Source organism: Paenibacillus sp. JT22N1 (assembly GCF_059692155.1).
Window position 1 is genome coordinate 203772 of sequence record NZ_JCAUAW010000008.1, and the last position, 19285, is coordinate 223056.

Annotated in this window: 11 protein-coding genes; 7 read left to right on the top strand and 4 right to left on the bottom strand. The window is 43.7% G+C overall.

The window, feature by feature from the left end; translation table 11 throughout:
• Positions 1-26: 26 nt before the first annotated feature.
• The 7 genes from AC58UU_RS17390 (at position 27) to AC58UU_RS17420 (ending at position 11692) form a co-directional block, all read left to right on the top strand.
• Positions 27-1052 (top strand): LacI family DNA-binding transcriptional regulator, encoded by a 1026-nt coding sequence (locus AC58UU_RS17390; RefSeq protein WP_497317656.1) that lies wholly within the window; start codon positions 27-29, stop codon positions 1050-1052.
• Positions 1053-1426: 374 nt separating this feature from the next.
• On the top strand, positions 1427-3106 hold the full coding sequence (locus AC58UU_RS17395) for a type 2 periplasmic-binding domain-containing protein (protein ID WP_497317658.1): 1680 nt from the start codon (positions 1427-1429) through the stop codon (positions 3104-3106).
• 84 nt (positions 3107-3190) lie between these two features.
• The gene (locus AC58UU_RS17400) at positions 3191-4165 is read left to right on the top strand and encodes an ABC transporter permease (protein WP_497317660.1); all 975 of its coding nucleotides are present in this window, start codon (positions 3191-3193) and stop codon (positions 4163-4165) included.
• A gap of 13 nt (positions 4166-4178) precedes the next feature.
• Positions 4179-5075, top strand: coding sequence for a carbohydrate ABC transporter permease (locus AC58UU_RS17405; RefSeq protein ID WP_497317662.1), 897 nt, complete (start codon positions 4179-4181; stop codon positions 5073-5075).
• Positions 5076-5126: 51 nt separating this feature from the next.
• Positions 5127-6425, top strand: a complete 1299-nt coding sequence (locus AC58UU_RS17410; protein WP_497317664.1) for an alpha-glucosidase/alpha-galactosidase — start codon at positions 5127-5129, stop codon at positions 6423-6425.
• A gap of 91 nt (positions 6426-6516) precedes the next feature.
• Positions 6517-10215 (top strand): SGBP N-terminal domain-containing protein, encoded by a 3699-nt coding sequence (locus tag AC58UU_RS17415; protein ID WP_497317666.1) that lies wholly within the window; start codon positions 6517-6519, stop codon positions 10213-10215.
• A gap of 370 nt (positions 10216-10585) precedes the next feature.
• Positions 10586-11692, top strand: coding sequence for a M24 family metallopeptidase (locus AC58UU_RS17420; protein WP_497317668.1), 1107 nt, complete (start codon positions 10586-10588; stop codon positions 11690-11692).
• Between the two features lie 57 nt (positions 11693-11749).
• Here the strand turns inward: AC58UU_RS17420 and AC58UU_RS17425 are convergent, their stop codons facing one another.
• The 4 genes from AC58UU_RS17425 to AC58UU_RS17440 all read right to left on the bottom strand — a co-directional run bounded on the left by AC58UU_RS17425 (position 11750) and on the right by AC58UU_RS17440 (position 19204).
• Positions 11750-12715 carry a LacI family DNA-binding transcriptional regulator gene (locus tag AC58UU_RS17425; protein ID WP_497317841.1) on the bottom strand — a complete coding sequence of 322 codons (966 nt, stop codon included), beginning with the start codon at positions 12713-12715 and terminating at the stop codon, positions 11750-11752.
• Positions 12716-12797: 82 nt separating this feature from the next.
• Entirely contained in the window at positions 12798-16142 is a 3345-nt protein-coding gene (locus AC58UU_RS17430; RefSeq protein WP_497317670.1) for a GH36-type glycosyl hydrolase domain-containing protein, read from the bottom strand.
• A gap of 401 nt (positions 16143-16543) precedes the next feature.
• On the bottom strand, positions 16544-18139 hold the full coding sequence (locus AC58UU_RS17435) for a sensor domain-containing diguanylate cyclase (protein WP_497317671.1): 1596 nt from the start codon (positions 18137-18139) through the stop codon (positions 16544-16546).
• Between the two features lie 171 nt (positions 18140-18310).
• Complete coding sequence (locus tag AC58UU_RS17440; protein ID WP_497317673.1) at positions 18311-19204, bottom strand: LysR substrate-binding domain-containing protein; 894 nt, start codon at positions 19202-19204, stop codon at positions 18311-18313.
• Positions 19205-19285: the final 81 nt, after the last annotated feature.

Consider the following 19285-nt stretch of genomic DNA (forward strand, 5'->3'; position numbering starts at 1 on the left):
CTTCAAAAATGTATGGAGAGTATGTGATGATGATAGCCACGATTAAAGATATCGCCAAAATCGCTCGAGTTTCTTCTGCTACGGTTTCAAGGGTGCTAAACAACGATACGACGTTCAATGTACCAGATGAGACAAGGCATCGAATTATGGAGACTGCAGGTAAGTTGAACTATCGCAGAAATGAGCGGAAACAGAAAGATGAGCCAAATGACATGTTACAGTTGAAGTTTGGTTTACTGATCTGGTGTTCCGAGCAGATGGAATATTCGGATCCCTTCTATTTGTCTATCCGTCAAGGCATTGAGAAGGAGTGCGTAAAGCACGGGATTAACATTAGCAGGGTGTTCCGATTCATGGATGAATCCAATATTAACATTGATGCCCATCAGTTAGACGGATTAATCGTGATTGGAAAAGTGCATATCGATATCATCAATAAATCGACCCGCACGCCAAACATCGTTTCCATTGATTATGTGCTGAGTGATGACTTTGATTCCGTGATGTTCGATTTATCCAAAGCGACCAGGCAAGCTTTGGATCATTTACTTCAACTAGGTCATCGAAAGATTGGTTATATAGGCGGAATCAGCTATATCCGAACATCGGAAGGCAAAATGTTCAATACGGATACTCGCCAAAAAGAGTTTGAAGATATCTTGAAAGAAATGGACTTATTCAATCCTAATTATATGTTTGTCGGTGATTGGCGCGCCGAAGTTGGGTATGAGCTAATGAAGCAAGCGTTAGAGGCAGAAGATGTGCCTACCGCCTTCGTGATTGGCAGCGACCCAATGGCGATAGCTGCGCTTAAGGCAGTGAGTGAATCCGATTATAAAGTGCCTAACGATATAGCAATCGTGAGTATTGACGATATTCAACTAGCTTCATTTGTGACTCCTCCATTAACGAGTATAAAAGTTTTTATGGAAGAGATGGGGGAAACAGCCGTTAAGTTGATGGTCGACCGTCTGAGAGGTAGAGAATTGCCGCTGCATGTAACCATTCCAACGAAACTAATGGTGAGAAAAAGCTGTGGTGCGGAAGCATAATAGAACGAATAACAGCAAAGTGTTAGGTGGGCGCATAAAAGGTAAGGCGTGGTAAAGCGAATAGGTGAGTCTTTCGTTTTACCATTTTTACTTTTTTTGAAAATATTTACGAATAAAATAGTTATTTAGTAAATAAAATCAATTTTATAGAGAATAATTAAAATATTTTAGTAAAAACTATTGTAATTTTAGAAAATAATTAGTAAAATAAAAATGTAGAGAAGGATTCTACAATCAAATTTGCAAAGACAACTTGCTAACAACAGAATGTATGGTCACAGAATTGTGATGCTGGAATGCAGGAGGAAATCTTAAAGGACGGTTTTGAAAGCGCAATCATTTTAAACTAATTCAAATGAAAGAAGGGGTCGTATTTGAAAAAGACATTGCGAGTTATGTTATCTGCGGCGCTAACGATGAGTGTTGTTGCTGGATGCTCCACACAGAAGGTTGATAACAAAGCAACAGAAACATCAAAAGCTACTACGGAATCAAAAGTGGAAACAGCAAAAGCTGCAACGAACGAGTTTGGCTGGGAAGTGCCTAGTAAGCCGATTGAGTTTAGTTACTATTATGCAGATGCGATCAACCCAGACAAGACCAAAAAGAATAGCGATTTGATGCATAAATACTTATTGGAGAAGTTCAACGTCAACGTTAATAAAATTACTTTTGACGTGAAGAAAGAAGATAAACTGAATTTGATGCTTGCTTCAGGCGATTATCCCGAAGTGATTGCGAATATGGATGAGGCGACAGTAGCGAAGTGGGTCGCACAAGGAAAAGTACTTGAACTTGGTCCAACTATCGACAAGTTAGCACCGAATGTAAAGTCGCAATTGGGTGATCTGTATAAAACATACTTAACGAACGGTAAATTGTATGCCCTTCCAGGTTATTGGGGATCACTGCCAATCCCGGATTTCTCCGCACATATTCGTTATGACTACTGGAAAGAACTTGGAACTCCGAAGTTTGAAACGCCAGATCAATACTATGATGTACTGAAGAAAATTCAGGAGAAGCATCCGAAGAATGATAAAGGTGAAAAGACGTACGCGCTCTCTGGTTTTGCACCGGTTACGGAAAAGGTCGTTCCGACACTGGCTGGCATGTGGGGACTGAAAAACGGGGATAAAATCAGCGCTGATGGAAAGATTACGCATTGGATTAACACACCTGAAGGACTTGAACTTACGCTTTTCATGAACAAGATTTATCGTGATGGCTTGCTCGATCCAGATACTTTTATTAACAAGTACGAGAACATGAAAGCTAAAATGTCAACGGATCGTGTTATGGGCTTCATTGGCGCATGGTGGATTGGCTGGAACGCAGGGCACGAAGTTTGGCAGAAGAGCGATCCGAAATGGAATGAAGAGAAGCGTTTTATGCAAGTGAGCGCAAAAGCTGCGAGTGCGGATAAAGCTTACTTGTCAGGGAAGAATTCGCGAAGCACAGGTATGACGGTGATAACGAATAAAGCCAAAAATCCGGAAGAAATTATGAAATGGTTAAACTTCTCTGTGACAGATACCGGTACAAGATTAATCGGCTGGGGAGTTCCGAATACCGACAAATCGATCTGGAACTTCAAAGACGGGAAAGCCAGTTTTGTTGAATCACAGAAACAAGCGATTATCGATTCCAAATTTGATTACGATGCTGGTGATCTGCTCGGCATGGATTTGTATAATCTGGTTACTAGCCAAGGCATTACAAAGGATGACGGTAAGAGCGCATATTGGTTTGATCAAAACTTCAATGATAATGCTAAATGGAAAAAGATGATGAACGATAATTTGAAAGATACGATTTATGACAATACAGTAGGGGATATCAAAATTCCTGCCAACGACCCGCTGGCAATAACCGATAAGCAAGTGAAAGATTTGCTTGAGTCGCAGTGGGCTAAAGCGGTTATGAGCAAGACGGAAGAAGAGAGCCGGACCAATTACGCAGCCCTGAAAGAAAAGCTGAATTCGGCAGGCTTGGATAAGATCGAGAAATATAAAACCGATGAATACCAAAGAAGATTAAAAGAGTGGAAATAACAATAACGAAAGGAAGGGTCACTCCTTCCTTTCCTTTGTCCGAATTGTCTCAGTAAATCAATACAATCGGATATGGAGGTACTTATGGACAGCACTGTACATGAACTTAATGACTATAGAACAAGTTCTAAGACGAAAAAGACAAAGTTTCAATTGTTTAAGAGAAGATTTTATAGAGAGCGTCAAATATGGTTGCTTTGCATCCCCATTCTCATCTTTATTGCTATCATGCAGTATTTACCTATGTTAGGCGTAATTACAGCCTTCATGAATTACATTCCCGGAACTTCTGTTTTCAAGAGTGAGTGGGTAGGTCTACTGCATTTCAAAACGTTTTTTGCATCGCCGGATTTCCCAATGATTATGCGTAATACGCTGGCAATCGGTGGGCTGAATATTTTGTTTGGATTCCCGGCGCCGATTATTTTGGCATTACTGCTAAATGAAGTTCGCAGCAAGCCTTTTCGTAAGTTTATCCAATCGACTTCTTACTTGCCTTATTTTCTTTCATGGGTTGTTATAGCCAGTATTACTTTTACCTTATTTGGTAATGAAGGAGTTTTTAACGAATTTTTACTGCGTTTCGGATTCAGTGATCAACCTATTTCCTTCTTGGGTGAAGGCGGCAAATATTACTGGGGTATTATCACGGGGCTCGGCGTGTGGAAAAATGTTGGATGGAACTCCATCATTTACTTGTCGGCAATTACAAGCGTTGACCCGGAGCAGTACGATGCAGGAAAAGTGGATGGTCTCGGCAGATTCAAAAGCATGTGGCACATTACACTGCCCGCTATTCGCCCCACGATTGTTGTACTGTGGATTCTGAGCTTGGGTAGTATTTTTACGGCAGGGTTAGAGGCCCCTCTCTTGATCGGAAATTCGCAAACCAGAGACTATTCGGAAGTCCTAGATACGTACGTCTTTACTTATGGACTTCAACTCGGAAACTATTCTTTTGCAACCGCTATTGAATTAGTAAAATCAATCATCGCGGTCAGCTTAGTATTCGGGGCCAATCGCTTTACGAAAAAAGTGATGGATACGTCAATCTACTAGGAGGAAGCATACGATGGTCACTGTATTTTCTAAACAATCGCTCGGCGGTAAAATATTCGATGTGATAAATGTAATCATTCTGCTCATTTTTGGCTTACTTGTGGTGTATCCCTTTTTAAACTTGCTTGCACTTTCTTTCAATGATGGAACCGATGCATTGAAAGGCGGCATCTATTTGTGGCCACGCAAATTATCGTTCAGCGCCTATCAGTTTCTGTTTCAGGATCAGAGACTACTTTCCAGTTTATCGATTTCCATTATGCGGGTAGTTATCGGCACGCTTACCTGTGTGCTTTCAACTGGACTCTTGGCTTATATCGTTACGATCAAACATTTCTCCGGAAGAAAGATGATGAAAGTCATCTTCATTATTACGATCTATTTCACCGGCGGTTTAATTCCAACTTATCTAGTTTTTCTTGGCCTCGGATTAACGGATTCGTTCAATGTGTACTGGATTCCGGCCATGTTTAATGCGACTTGGATGCTGTATATGGCTTCTTATATGGAAAGTATACCTGACTCCTTATTTGAATCGGCAAGAATTGATGGAGCAAGCGAACTCGGCATATTTGTCCGTATTGCGGTCCCAGTTTCGATTCCTGTATTTGCATCAATCGCTATTTTCAGTTCGGTAAGCCACTGGAATTATTGGCTGGATACGGTGATCTACAATTCAAACGGGAACTGGGATACGCTGCCTATTTACTTGAAAAGACTGCTTCTGGAAGTAGAAGCGTTTGAAGAGTTAAGGAATCCGTTAGCACTCAGCGAAAAGTTGAGAAATTTATCGCCAACTACACTGCGTGCGGCATTAACGATGATTGTTACATTACCGATCTTTTTCGTCTATCCGATCATGCAGAAATATTTTGTCGGTGGGCTTACGCTTGGCGCTGTTAAGGGATAATTATGTTTCGATAAATAAAAAGATAAAACGATCATTTTGGAGGAACCTTACATGTCAAAAATTACTTTCTTAGGTGCAGGAAGCACCATTTTCGCAAAAAATGTTTTAGGGGACTGCATGCTTACGCCATCGCTGCAAGGATTTGAATTGGCGCTGTTTGACATCGATGCGGAGCGTTTGAAGGATTCGGAAAATATGCTCAATAACTTGAAACAGACAATGGGGAGCACGTGTGTCGTTAAAGCCTATTCAGATCGTAAGGAAGCGTTACGCGGAGCCGCTTATGTTGTCAATGCGATTCAGGTGGGTGGATACGATCCATGTACCATTACTGATTTTGAAATTCCGAAGAAATACGGTTTACGCCAAACGATCGCGGATACGATCGGAATTGGAGGGATTTTCCGCAACCTGCGTACGATTCCGGTCATGCTGGATTTTGCTAAAGATATACAGGAAGTGTGTCCTGATGCCTTGTTTCTGAATTATACGAATCCGATGGCTGTGTTGACCAATGTCATGAACACCTACGGCGGCGTTAAGACGGTTGGCTTATGCCACAGCGTTCAAGTATGCGTTCCACATATCTTCGAGCATTTAGGAATGGATCACAGTGGAGTGCAGTGGAAAATTGCGGGTATCAATCATATGGCATGGCTGCTTGAAGTGAAAAAGGATGGCGTCGATTTATATCCTGAAATCAAACAACGTGCGCGCGAGAAACAAAAAGAGAAGCATGATGATATGGTTCGTTTTGAAATGATGCTTCGTTTCGGATATTACATTACGGAGTCGTCCGAGCACAATGCCGAATACCATCCGTATTTCATCAAGCGGCAGTATCCGGAACTTGTAGACAGATTTAATATTCCTCTTGACGAATATCCTCGCCGCTGCGTAAACCAAATCGAGCGTTGGAAAACGATGCGGGAAGAGATTGTCAGCAATAAAAACTTGACACATAAGAGGACACTTGAATATGCGTCATACATCTTTGAAGCGATGGAAACGAACAATCCATTTAAAATTGGCGGAAACGTCATGAACACAGGTTTGATTACCAACCTGCCGAAGGAAGCTTGCGTAGAGGTGCCGTGTCTTGTTGACTCCAGTGGCGTGAATCCAACCTATGTGGGGGATTTGCCTCCTCAATGCGCTGCGCTTAATAGAACGAATATCAATACGCAATTGCTTACAATTGAGGCTGCTATGACTGGGAAGAAAGAACATATCTACCATGCTGCATTACTGGATCCGCACACGGCTGCTGAACTGTCTATCGACGATACCGTTGCGCTATGCGACGAACTCATCGAAGCACATGGAAGTTGGCTTCCCTCGTTCAAGTAAAAAAGGGGGGGGATTTCCCCCTCTTTTTACACGCCAGAATTAAATCCGCTATCTTAAAGGACCTAGTCGCAGGCTAGGTTTATCTTGTGTGATGGTATGGAACATTATGGATTTAGTAGCAAATAAGAGGGTGAAGAGTTTTGCCGCAATGGAAGGTGTCGACGACGAGGTCGGTCCTTACGGCTCTGTTATATTTCAAGCATTTGCAGATGGCGTGAAGATTTATGACAGCGGAACCATGATCGGACTTCGCAATCAGGCAACCGCTGGGTCTTTACTTGGTGAAGGGTTAATAATTGGAGCTATCTTCGAGCGTAGGAGGGAAGTTATGAGAAAAAACAGTAGGATTATGCCGCTTCTTGTGGTTCTATCTTTTTTGTTTGCGACATTTCATGAATTATTTATTCCTATTTCTAACGTACATGCAGACGCGGAGAATCTGATTATAAACGCTGGTTTTGAATCGGGGATTGTTGACTGGTCAAAAAGTGGAAGTGCCGGTGTTGCTTCTAATAATGTTAAATCTGGAAAAAACCAAGCCTGGTTAGATCCGGGCAGCAGTAATACAATTTTCCAACAGGTGACCATCCCAGTTACAGGAAGTTATAACTTATCTGTTTGGTTTTCTACAGGGGGACCCGGAGGTAAATTAGGCGTAAAAAAAGTTGGTGGAAGCGAAATAAACAGTGTTACAACAATAGCTAAATCCAGTTATACGCGATACGAGATACCGAACATCACTCTCAACGCAGGCGATCAAGTGGAGGTTTATGTAACCGGCGGTAACGCTCAAACGAATTGGGTTAATGTCGATGACTTCGAACTTCTTCGCGATGATACCAAAAGTGTGAACTTGGCGGTTAATCCCGGTTTTGAAAGTGGACTGGGCGATTGGGCGCATTCAGGCCAGGTAGGAATTACGACAATCGCCTATAATAATACGGTATCGAACGCTGTATACATCGAGGCGGGCAGCACCGTTTTCCAAAAAATCAAAGTCCCTTTAACAGGAAACTATAAACTTTCAGCATTGCTCCATGTTGAAGAGGGTGGAGGCAGCTTTGGCGTGAAACGAACAGACGGTACGGATCTAAAGAGCGTGTCTGTGACGACAAGTGTGTACAAACAACAAGTTGTAACTGGCATCCAGCTTCAGGCAAACGATGAGGTCGAAATCTATTTATCATCAGCAAATAAAAGAATGGAGGTGGATAACTTCGATTTTCAATTTGATTTTGATAACTTTCCCAATACGGCTCCTTTAGCTTCTAATGTTTCAGTTTCAGGTAACGCATGGACCGAACAGAAGTTAGCTGGCAGCTATACCTTCACGGATCCAGATGGGCATAAGGAGGGAGCTACCCGTTTTAGATGGTTGGTTTCAGATACTTGGGAAGGCGTATACAATGAGATTAATGGACAAGTAAGCAAAACGTTTGTTTCAGTTGTTGGACTTAAGGGGAAATATGTGAGATTTGAAGTAACTCCCGTAGATTTGTTTGGTAAGGAGGGGCAAGCAGCCATGAGCAATCCGATAGGACCATTAGCTGAGAATTTGATCAGAAACTCGAATTTTGATGCTGCGAAACAATTTTGGCGTTATGACGGTGCATTTACATACAAGACAGTCGATAATGTTATTGCCTACTTGGATCCTGGGGTGGCTTCTTACTTGTCTCAAACCGTAACGGTGCCTACTACAGGGTATTATAAATTACAGGCCTTATTCAACATAGCTGATGAAACTGGTGCAAAGTTCGGCATCAGGTTCCCTGAGGGTAGCGATATCAAAAGCGGCGACGTACCTAAGAGCAGTGTACCTGCGACACAGATGCTTAATGGCATATTACTGGAAAAAGGCGCTCAAATTGAAGTGTATTTCACTGGCATTAACGCTAACGACAAATGGGTTGAAATTGACGACTCTTATTTGTTATATGACTCTGGGAATACGAATCCTCTGCCTGAGCTTGCCAATATCGTCTCCTTCGCAGTTTTGGATCAGGTTGGTGTTACGAAAATAGATGGATCTGCTAAGAAGGTTACGTTTAAAGTGCCTTACGGATCGAAAGTGAATGCAATTGCCCCGCAAATCGCCGTTTCAGAGGGAGCTTCTGTTACTCCGTCGACAGGTAAGGCGAAAGACTTTACCAATCCGGTTACTTACACGGTCAAAGGGAAGAACGGCACGACACAGCTGTGGACAGTGGAGTGTTCCGTAGCTGACAAAGAAATCACGATCGATTCCTCCAATGCGAAAATAAAAGATGCTTTCAATTGGGCGAAGCCAAAAGCAAAGTCTTATGTAAGAACGGGTAAACAAGGCCTGATTAATCGGGATGAAACATTTAGAAACTCACCGGAAATCAAGGAATACATGCCATCCTACTGGGCGGGGTATGCACACCGATACGCCTTCTATTCCAGGGATATGGCTCATCAGATGGCGGGCGCCCATTTATTGGGACTGGATCGAGAAAATTTCTCCATGTTGAAGGTATTTGCCGGAACGGCGAACGAAACGCATAAATGGTACCCGGCATGGGCGCTCAATTTCGATGGCTCGATTTTCAAATTGGACTATCGTAACGCAAATAGTTTTGTCAGAGAAGTTCCCGCTGTGTTCGAGCTTGTTGAAAAAGCATACAACATGTACTTATGGACCGGCGACAAGAACTATTTGACCGATGAGACGCTTTGGACCTACTACGATAAAGCAATGACGGATTTTATTACGCTGCATGACGGACAAATAAAGAACGGAGTCGCTGAAGGAACAGGGAAAGGCATTTTCGATGGCGCAGCCTCCTATGATGAACGCAACGGTGAGGCTGTCGTGGAGGCAGGGGATGGAATCGCATCCCAGTATCAAGCGCTGCTTGCTTATGCCAATTTGTCCAAAGAAAAAGGCGACATGAAAAAGTACCAGACGTTTAAAGAAAAGGCACGAGCGTTAAAAAAATACTTTAACACGGACTGGGGAGTAAAAGGAATTGAGTCCGGTTATGTGCGTGGCTATGAAGCAGGCGGCAAAGCTTACAGCAGCTTCGGAAAAGAAGCGAGTTGGTTCATGCCTATGAAGCAAATTACCGAAGCTGGTGAGCGTACAGATCAATTCCTTGGGCTGATCGACAGCATGAGTGAAACGCCCGGACAGGCACCGGTAAATATAGAAGCATTCACGTACTTGCCAGATACATTTTTCCCTTATGGAAAAAATGAACTCGGTTGGAAGTGGATGAAGTATATCATCGACAGATTAAACGAACCGCATGAGATAAGCAGCCAAGGAACAAACGGCGATTATCCGGAAGTCTCTTATACATTAATCAGTCAAACGGTTGAAGGATTGATGGGGATAACTCCGAATGCGCCTGATAATAAATTGTCTACCCTATCCCGTTTGCCGCAAGACATTCAGTGGCTTGAACTCAACCATATTTCTTTGGGAGATCACGATGTCTACTTGAGACACGATGGTGCGACAAAGAGTACTTTAAGAAACAATTCCGGTACAAAAGGGATCAACTGGGAAGCACAGTTTGCGGGTTCTTACCGTTATATTCAAGTGAATGGGGCAGCTATAAAGGCAGAAACGAAAACCGTAAATGGTATTGCTATTAGCTACGCAGAAATCAAAGTACCAGTAGGGCATAGTGTAACTGCAGTACCGTCAAATAAAAAGGGCGGGCACCATGAAAATGACGATAGCCATTCTTTGGGTAAAGACGAAGTCCCCATGTTTGCAGCGGGGAATAACGCATTAAGCCGCTGCCAAGACGAAGAATAGGGGACGGTGTAAGGTGCCCGAGGCGCAGCATCGTCTGCATCACTTTTTGGGGATCTCCCGCATCTGTATTTATGATGTTTTTGGCGGGAAGCACCATGGCGGCAATATCGATGCCAGCTAATTGCAGTTCGCGTGCAATGGCAATGGACAGCACGTTGATTCCCACAATGATCCCGTGCACTTCTTCGCACCGGCAAATAATAACAGATGTCATGTTCATGGTGTTCCTTCCTTTTCGGTTTAGTACGATTCCTTCTTACACATTTCCAGCAATAATCGCTCCAATCTGTTCAGAAAAACGTAAAACTGGAAATACTGGCACGGTTTTTGCTAATCTAAGTACGACTGATACGAAAACGGGAGGGTATATATGAGTTCCATTTATGAATTGAGATTGCACAAATTGCGTAGTTACTTGGAGAAAAAGCAAATCGAAATCGCATTGATTACGAATCCAACGAATATTTATTACTTTACCGGGTTCCATTCGAATCCGCATGAGCGATTCATGGCGCTTATCGTCGACATGGGCAGCGCTCGTGAAAGCATGATTGTTCCCGGCTTGGATTTGGAAGCTGCGCAGCAGCATTCATTCGTTCGCGATTTGATCCCTTGTTCAGACAGCGAGAATCCTTACGATCTATTGAAAGACAAAGTGGGTAGAACACGCATCGGTACGTTGGGTTTGGAAAAAAAAGTGATCAGTCTTTACCAGGTTGAGCAGCTGCAGACGTTGTTTCCCGATGTGCACTATACGGATATCGAACCATTTATTAGGCAAGAGCGGCTGGTTAAGTCAGAAGAAGATCTTGTCAGTATCCGCCGGGCGGTTGATATTGCCGAAAAAGTGCTTGAAAGTACCGTGCAAAAAGTTAGAGTCGGCATGATGGAACAGGAGCTTGCGGCTGAACTGGAATATAAGATGAGGATGTTCGGAGGCGATAAGCCGGCATTCGAATCGATCATTTTGACCGGAAAAAGATCATCCTTGCCTCACGGCAAACCAGGCGCATATTCGATCCAGGAGAATGATTTTTTGCTCTTCGATTTTGGTGTTTATGCGGGCGGGTTTTGCTCGGATATCACCCGTACGTTTTTAATCGGGGAAGGAACCAAAGAGCAGGAAACGATTTATGAAACTGTTCTGACCGCGAATTTGGCAGCCATTCAGGCGGTCAAAGTGGGCACACCATACGGAGTCATCGATCAAACGGGGAGAGGTGTCATAGCAGCAAAGGGATATGGCGCGTATTTCAATAATCGGATCGGTCACGGCTTAGGTCTGGATGTGCATGAAGATCCTTCAATTAACGGCGAAAACGAGATGCTCATTGAGCCGGGACATGTATTCACGATCGAACCTGGCATATACTTACCGTCGCTTGGTGGCGTTCGAATCGAGGACGATGTGTATGTGCAGCCAAACGGGCAAGTTGAAGTTTTGACGCACTATTCAAAGCAATTGCGCAGATTGTAAGAACGTAAAAAGAGGTTGTCCCAGAAGTCATTGAATGACTAAGGGATAACCTCTTCCTCATACCGCATGTACAGAATCGCCTTTGACCAAAGTCACATAGATGCGTTCGTGATCGATCTCTTCATCCGCAATCAGCTTTAACAGCTGTTCGGAGGCTAGAGCTCCCCATTTTCGCTTCGAGTAATCAATCGTCGCAAGACGGGGCTCCGTATACTGTGTCAATTCAATATTATCGAAACCGATAATGTGAATGTGCGTGCCAATCTTATACTCGGATTCCTTGACGGCATTATATAAGCCGATAGCCATCTCATCGTTCAAACAGAAGACAGCGACAGGTTCCGTATATTCGCGAATGATTCGTTCGGCGGCTTCTTCGCCGGCCGACTTGTTAAAGTCGCCTTGAATCTGCGTATAGGCAAGCGGTTGATGGCGTTCCACGGCCTGACGGACAGCCTGAAGGCGCTGCATCGAATCAAACGAGGCTTCAGGCCCCGTTATGACATAGATCTTACGATGCCCTTTTTCAATCAGATACTCCATAGCTAATGCGGCCCCCGCCTTATTATCGAGCAGTACTTGATTCACATTCGAATGGTTCAGCTCACGGTCGAGCACAACCAGCTTATGTCCGAGCTCCGCATATTGAAGTATCTCTTCGCTTGAGAATGATGAGTCGAGCACGATGGCGCCGTCAATATTCCGCTCTGGCAGCAGACGGTGGGATTGCGCGCCGCTGCATACGATTAAGTCATAACCCTTTTTATTCAGCACTTCTTTGATCCCCTGCAGCAGTTCCCCGTAGAACGCTCCGTTAAAATCCGTAAGAAAAGCCCCGATAATCTTAGTTTCCCGCTTCTTCAGTGATCTGGCCGCCGCATTGGGCATGTAATTTAATTCCTTGGCCACGGCCAATATTCGGCTGCTCGTTTCCTTCGTCACTTTGGGGTTCCCGTTTAATGCATAGGATACCGTGGAGATCGAAACCCCCGCTTTTTTAGCGATATCTTTAATACTAACCACCATAACTCGCTCCTAACGATCAATGCATCATTTCCCCTTACTATACCAATATATCGGTGCCACCGAAAGATCACTGATTCCATTAGATGTAAATCGCAATAACATTATCTTCACCGCTTAACAAAATCTCTAATTGCTCACGCCGCACTCTTGTTCCGCCATGGCGGTAACGGTTTGGCATGACTTCGGTCTCTACTGCTTTGCCATTAATCTCGATACGGCATTCCAATGACCCGCTGATATGGTATTCGAATCTGACATCGCGGTTATTCCAGGCAAAATCGAATCGAAGCCCATCCATTTCATGCGGAAGCACGGGATCAATGATCAGGTCTCCTCCATCTTGGCGAATGCCGAGACAGTTGGAGATGAGCTGGTTCATGTAGATTCCTGGTCCGCTGGAGTAGATTCTCCAGCCGCCTTTGACCGGAACTTTTCCTTCGAACAGCTCTTGGAATCGTTCCCCAGCATCATAACGTGTATTGAATTTCCCGTCTGAGCTGCTGAAGTAGGCATTGCTTTGGCGCAATTCGGCGTTCGGCACGACTTCCCGTATGCCGATCGGATTAATCATGGCAAGACCCTTCCAAGCCTCGTCCACCTTGCCGAGCTTCGCCATCGCTTCGACGAAGCGGATATGAGCGTGCACATACTGCAACCCGACTTCACGGCCAAAGTTCGCCGCTTGCTCCGCACGTTTAAAGTGCGTGCTTACGCCGCCAGCATATCGTGCCGGGCGGTTCATCAAGCGGACGCCATCAGGGCAGATCAGCTCCTGCTTGATAAGCCGGTAATGCGATTCAGCCTGCTCTTCGGTCAGCAGCTCGGCGATCATGCTGCGCGTCATTGGCAGCAGGCGATATTGAATGCCCGTCTTCGTATCGGTCGGATGAAGCATAAGCTCCGCTTCTCCCGGATTTTCCATGTAGACGAAGCCGGGAATGACATCCTTCTGCAGCATATATCGATTGAAGTCGGCTTGAATGCCAGATGCTAGCTTATACAGCTCCGCTGACAGCTCTTGGTGTTCACCTGTTAAAGCGGCGGATAATTGATTCAGCACTTGATAGGTCAATGCGACTGTCCAGCTGCTGATCATATATTGCTTAAGCTGCGCATTGGCTGGCTGGAGCGTATCGTCCCAGTCCCCGTCGCCATAAGCGGACAAGTGAGTATCATGAAGAAAATGATTCTTCATGTACGTCAACTGCTTCTGTACATGCTCAAGCAGGGTAGGGCATTCTTCGGTGAACTCGAAGCCTTCCCGCTCCGTATAAGGAATTCGCTCCTGAAGAATGCTGTAATCGTGCGTAGCCGAGATATAATCGGCGATAACCTTAAGCGGCCATACAATGATGTCGCCATGGCTTTCTTCTTGTTGGATACGGTAATAATGATCGAACATAAACCATTGCGGCCAGTTCCCATCATCCTCATATTGGTGGGCATATACGGTCTTTATTATTTCGCGCACTTGATCGTATTTCTGCGTTGCCATGAAGTATTCCGTAGGCCCTTGGCATACGTCTCGCGTGCCCCAAGCCGCTCCTCCGTATTGCTCCAGCCCGTGCGGCACTGAATAATGGACCAGCATATTATGGGTGTACCACCATGCAAGAGCATTAACCTTATTGAGTGATTCCGTCGCTTCACCCCTGTGCGATAATTGGAAGCCATTCATTACTTTTCTAAAGTAGTCGCGGTATCGTTTTATTTCTGCAGCTGTATTCGGCTTCTCGAACGGCAGCTCACCGCCATGAATAAGTCCTTGAACCGTCAAACTCCATTCTGAACAAGCGTTTAATTCGAGCACAACGAGCGAAGATGATCCCGGATTAGCATGATCGGCTAGGGCTGTCTCGTCGGTCACGGTCACATCCGCTCCCGTAAGCTTCATACGGTAACACAGGTCTGGAAGAGTTCCTGCGTTATCCGAACCTTCACACGAACGGAATACCAGAACATCGCCTTCACGTTCCATGAGGAAAGGCACTCCGTATTCATTGTTATTCATTGACACCTGATTCGTAATCAGATAACGGTAGGGCTTTCCGCTTACGGATTGTACGGTCAGATGAACCTCCGGTGTGTCCATTACAGTGTGGTTCGTGACTACAATCGTGTCTTCCGCCGTCTTATAGGTCCACCGCGCGTAGTTAAAGCCAATCTCGTACATCGATGGCATCGTGAGCATCCGGAATTCACCGTGCATTTCAATAAATATCCTTTGACCTGAAGTCTTCAGCACATTCAGCGCATTGCGGGCATTGGTCATCATCTTGTTGGAGGACGTGTTCCCCACCACGAGCTGTGAGTTAAATATGCCGTACATATAAGATGTGGTAGTGAGCACTTGTTCGTTCATGCGAGCGTTATCTCCCGTCATGAGGATATGTCCATGCGGACGTTCCACAAGCAGCTCTTTCTCCTTTAATACAACATGTTCGTGCTCCTCTGTGAAGAAAGACAACAGAACCCCGTTGTCCCATTCCTCTTGATGACGGCTAGGAAAGTCGCGCCCGATCTCTTCGATTGTCATAGATTCAACCTGAAGAGGATCGCCGATTCTGGGCTGAAGGCTGACCGAATCCAAATCTTCATCCCACTTTGTATCCAGTGACTCCGCAAATGCCCATGCTTCTTGTACTTCCTGTTCGTATGCCAAGCTTACAACTGCATCCGGATGGTGCGGCTTGAACAGACCGTAAAAAACAAATCGTGCCATACCATCGACGATCACGCGCTGCGATTGCAGAGCTGTATAGGCAAATTCATATTGATAGATCTCGCTGGCGAGCTTGATCTTAGTCAACGCCTCGGGCTTGTTCGTTGCTTTATAGGATAAACCGAAGAATTGGAACCCGTCCGTTGCGTATTCCGCTGCATTTGTTAATGAGCCCTGCTGTAAATACGGGAATTGCCCCTGCTGCGGCATATTTTGGCGAGAACAGACGGCCCAGCCTTTTATAGGGTCATGAAAGACAGAATGATCTATATATTGAGACAGATAGGCTTCATTTGATCTGACAGCACCTTGATCCGCAATGCCCACATCTTGCCCATAGACAAGGTCGATGTCCGCTCCATGACCATGGACCCGTACGTCCCAGAACCAGATCAATTGAGGAGTCAGAGTAAATATGACTTCATATTCGAGCTCCTCGGCATGACCCTTCCAAGAAATCTGGCAGTCACTGCGACTGATCCGGCTTGAAGAACGGATGCCGAGCAACGGCACAAAGGATAGCGATGATTCCCGGTGGATACGCAGATAAATATTGTTCATCGAACCGTCAATTGGGTTAGCTATCAGCTGATTGATCATCGTCTGATTATATGTGATCTTTCTAATATCCCCGCTGTTCATAAAAGTGAACGCCAACTCTCCAGATCGGATACAGATGTCTGTGTCATTAGGTCTTGTCATGTTCTTCACTCTCTTTCTTGTTCAGACAATGTATTTGATAATTAAATCGAAACGTTTCGATTGTTATTAAATCATTATAAATAGCATTAGTTTTGGAGTCAATAAACAATTGAATAACGTAAAAATACCTGTAAAAACGCTTGTATTCACATGAATGCTGTTTTTTATTGTGAATTCATCGAATATTTAGAATAAATAGAAACGTTTCTATTTATTCGGAGTGTGTACAAAAAACAGCCTAATCCCATGACCTTATTGGGTTTAGGCTGTCGCAAGTTGTATTTTCCCCTTTTTTCCATTGTTGTCAGCTTGTAGAACTGAAACAAAGGGCAGCTTCTTAAGTCGAATGCTGACTTGGAAGCTGCCCTTGGTTTTGTTTCTACTTGCGAACTTCTAACGACTCATTTCGTTGACATTTGGGCTATAATTGTCTGGTTTCTTCCAGATTCCTTAGCTTTATACAAGGCCTGGTCGGCCATATGAATCAGCCCTGCAGCCGAATCTGAGTGCAAAGAATAGTGTGCAATGCCCTGGGAGACAGTAATAGGCTGTCCAACAGGATTTGCATTATTTTCTAGTGTATTGCGAATTCGTTCGGCAACAAGATAAGCCTCCTCAGCAGCAGCTTGAGGAATAAGTGCAATGAATTCTTCACCTCCGAAACGACAACACACATCACTTGGTCGAACAGCTGAAATGATAATTTTTGCGAAATGCTTCAACACTTCGTCCCCAGCTTGATGACCATAAGTGTCATTAATAGATTTGAATCTATCAATATCCATAATAATAATAGAAAACGAAGTTTGCTCCTCAATCCATTTATGCATGATTAATTCGAGTGTTCTTCGGTTTGTTAACCCGGTCAATGGATCTGTCATTGCATCATGTGTCAATTGATCGGTCTGTTTTTTTATAGCCGTTAATGCATATCTAACTGCTTTTGATAACAAATCGAGCTCTCTATTCCAATGCTGTTTTCCTTCAGGGAGTTCGACTTTTTCTCTACCGATTTTGCTCACCAGGTCGGCCAAGGATACAAAAGGTTTCGCCAATCTGCGCGCAAGCCCTATGACGATTAGCATTAATAACGAAAATGGAAGTATCGCATACAACAGAATGGCTGTTATATGACGACTCAATTGTTCATAAACGACACTTATAGGCGACACGACAACTACACCCCAACCATTTTCCGGAACCTTTACGTATCCTGCTAGTAAAGCCTCTCCCTCCAAATTGATCATCTGTTCATATCCGCTTTGACCTTGAATAAGCTTTCGAACGATTTGATTGGCGCTGACATCCTCGCCTAACCGAGTTGTGTCGCGATGGAAGAGCACATGACCGTCGGATCCCACTATGTAAAAATATGAACCTACTTTATCTGTCGGGTTACTCCCGAAGATCATATTCAATATGTTGTATTCTTCAAGGTAAAGAGTTCCTCCGATAAACCCTCGGTATATACCTTCCTTGTCGAATATGGGTTCGCTCATAAATACGATGAGGCGCTTGGAATTTGCAGTAATGTAAGGTCTGGAGAGGTAGGGCTTTTGCGATACCAATGCGGCCTTGGCCGCTTCCGTTGTAATATATTTTCCAGCTGAGCCGATGGATTCCGGAGACACATTTCGAACAAGTCCCGTTTCATCCACCACGGAAATGGAATTAAAGTAGTTGCTGCTATGACGCATTAATTCTAGATTAGAATATACTTCATCTGCATTCATGGAGTTTATATTTGAAAAAATGCTTGCAGAATAGTACAAGCTGCTACGCATGGATTTAAACAAAGAGTCTATGGTCTGGCTCATTTTACCTGCACTTGAATAATTCAAAGTGAGTGTTGTGTCGATCAGTGATTTTTTTTTCGATTGATAGGAAGCAACGAGCAGAATGGTTAAAGTCAGAAGAACGGATAGGGAGACCAGCCCTATTAAAAGTGTGGCCAAGCTAATCTTATTTCTTTGGTTTGCTTTTATTTCGTTTAGCATAGGCACTGGCTGCCCCCTTTGTACTAAATTCGACATATTTCGCTATATTTAGCCTTAATTATAAAACAAAAAGCCTATGAATGCAGTAAGGAAATTCCATATACCATGTCTAAAGGCATATACATCGGTTTTGTTTAGGGGGTTCGTAAGTCCTTTTGAGATTAGAGAGGGCTATAATACAGTTTGATCCAATAAAGGTATGAACTGCTTGGCTGCAGGTGAGAAATGCTTATTGCGATGATAAACATAACTGATTCCTCTAAGGAATTTGATTCCTTGGATAGGGACCTTAACTAGCAAACCATGATTAATTTCCTGTTGAATAGCAAAGTTAGAAACAATAGATACTCCGAGGTTATGGATGACGCCTTGTTTGATGCCTTCCAGATTACTAATTTCCATATATTTGGGAGGGGTGAACCCGTGCTCTTTAAATTGATCTTCTAAGTAAATTCGTGTAGCAGATTTATCTGGTTTTAAAATTAATGTTTCGTTAACCAAATCCTCTAGCGAACAATCCTGCTTCTGTGCCAGTTTGTGTGATGGATTAACGATAAGAACTAGTTCATCCTGATAAAATGTTGTCCGTTGATAACGAGTTTCATCAATCCGTACACGATCAGAAAGAATCAAGAAATCAACTTTATTGGAATCCAACATGTGAATCAGGTGGTTGGAAGATGTAATATTCATATTTATTTTAATATTTGGGAATTTAATGGAATATTCTCGCAGCATTCTTGGGAGTAGGTAAACTCCAACAAAATTACTTGCTCCTATGGATAAGGTTCCAAAGGATAAATCCTCGAGCTGCCTAATATGATCCTTAGCCGAGTAAAGTAAGTTAATAATTTGTTCAGCATATGGCTTGAAATGTTCACCTTGTTTCGTTAAATATAATTTTTTTCCGATCCTATCAAAAAGGGGAACCCCCAATTCTTCTTCCATACTTTGGATTTGCATACTTACAGACGGTTGGGAGCAATAGAGCTGTTCAGCTGCTTCGGTAAAATTAAGGCATTCCGAAAGTGTAATAAAGGTCTGCAGTTTGTTTACGTTCATCATTTACCACCATCCAAGTTTCGATTTACTATAACATTATCTTATTATTATCTAAATATAATCAAATTGTATAATAATACTACT

What these genes read in the sequence shown, in the direction of transcription:
- AC58UU_RS17410 (WP_497317664.1), top strand. Translation starts at nt 5,127, where the DNA reads ATGTCAAAAATTACTTTCTTAGGTGCAGGAAGCACCATTTTCGCAAAA.
- AC58UU_RS17415 (WP_497317666.1), top strand. Translation starts at nt 6,517, where the DNA reads ATGGTATGGAACATTATGGATTTAGTAGCAAATAAGAGGGTGAAGAGT.
- AC58UU_RS17390 (WP_497317656.1), top strand. Translation starts at nt 27, where the DNA reads ATGATGATAGCCACGATTAAAGATATCGCCAAAATCGCTCGAGTTTCT.
- AC58UU_RS17440 (WP_497317673.1), bottom strand. Translation starts at nt 19,204, where the DNA reads ATGATGAACGTAAACAAACTGCAGACCTTTATTACACTTTCGGAATGC.
- AC58UU_RS17400 (WP_497317660.1), top strand. Translation starts at nt 3,191, where the DNA reads ATGGACAGCACTGTACATGAACTTAATGACTATAGAACAAGTTCTAAG.
- AC58UU_RS17435 (WP_497317671.1), bottom strand. Translation starts at nt 18,139, where the DNA reads ATGCTAAACGAAATAAAAGCAAACCAAAGAAATAAGATTAGCTTGGCC.
- AC58UU_RS17430 (WP_497317670.1), bottom strand. Translation starts at nt 16,142, where the DNA reads ATGACAAGACCTAATGACACAGACATCTGTATCCGATCTGGAGAGTTG.
- AC58UU_RS17405 (WP_497317662.1), top strand. Translation starts at nt 4,179, where the DNA reads ATGGTCACTGTATTTTCTAAACAATCGCTCGGCGGTAAAATATTCGAT.
- AC58UU_RS17420 (WP_497317668.1), top strand. Translation starts at nt 10,586, where the DNA reads ATGAGTTCCATTTATGAATTGAGATTGCACAAATTGCGTAGTTACTTG.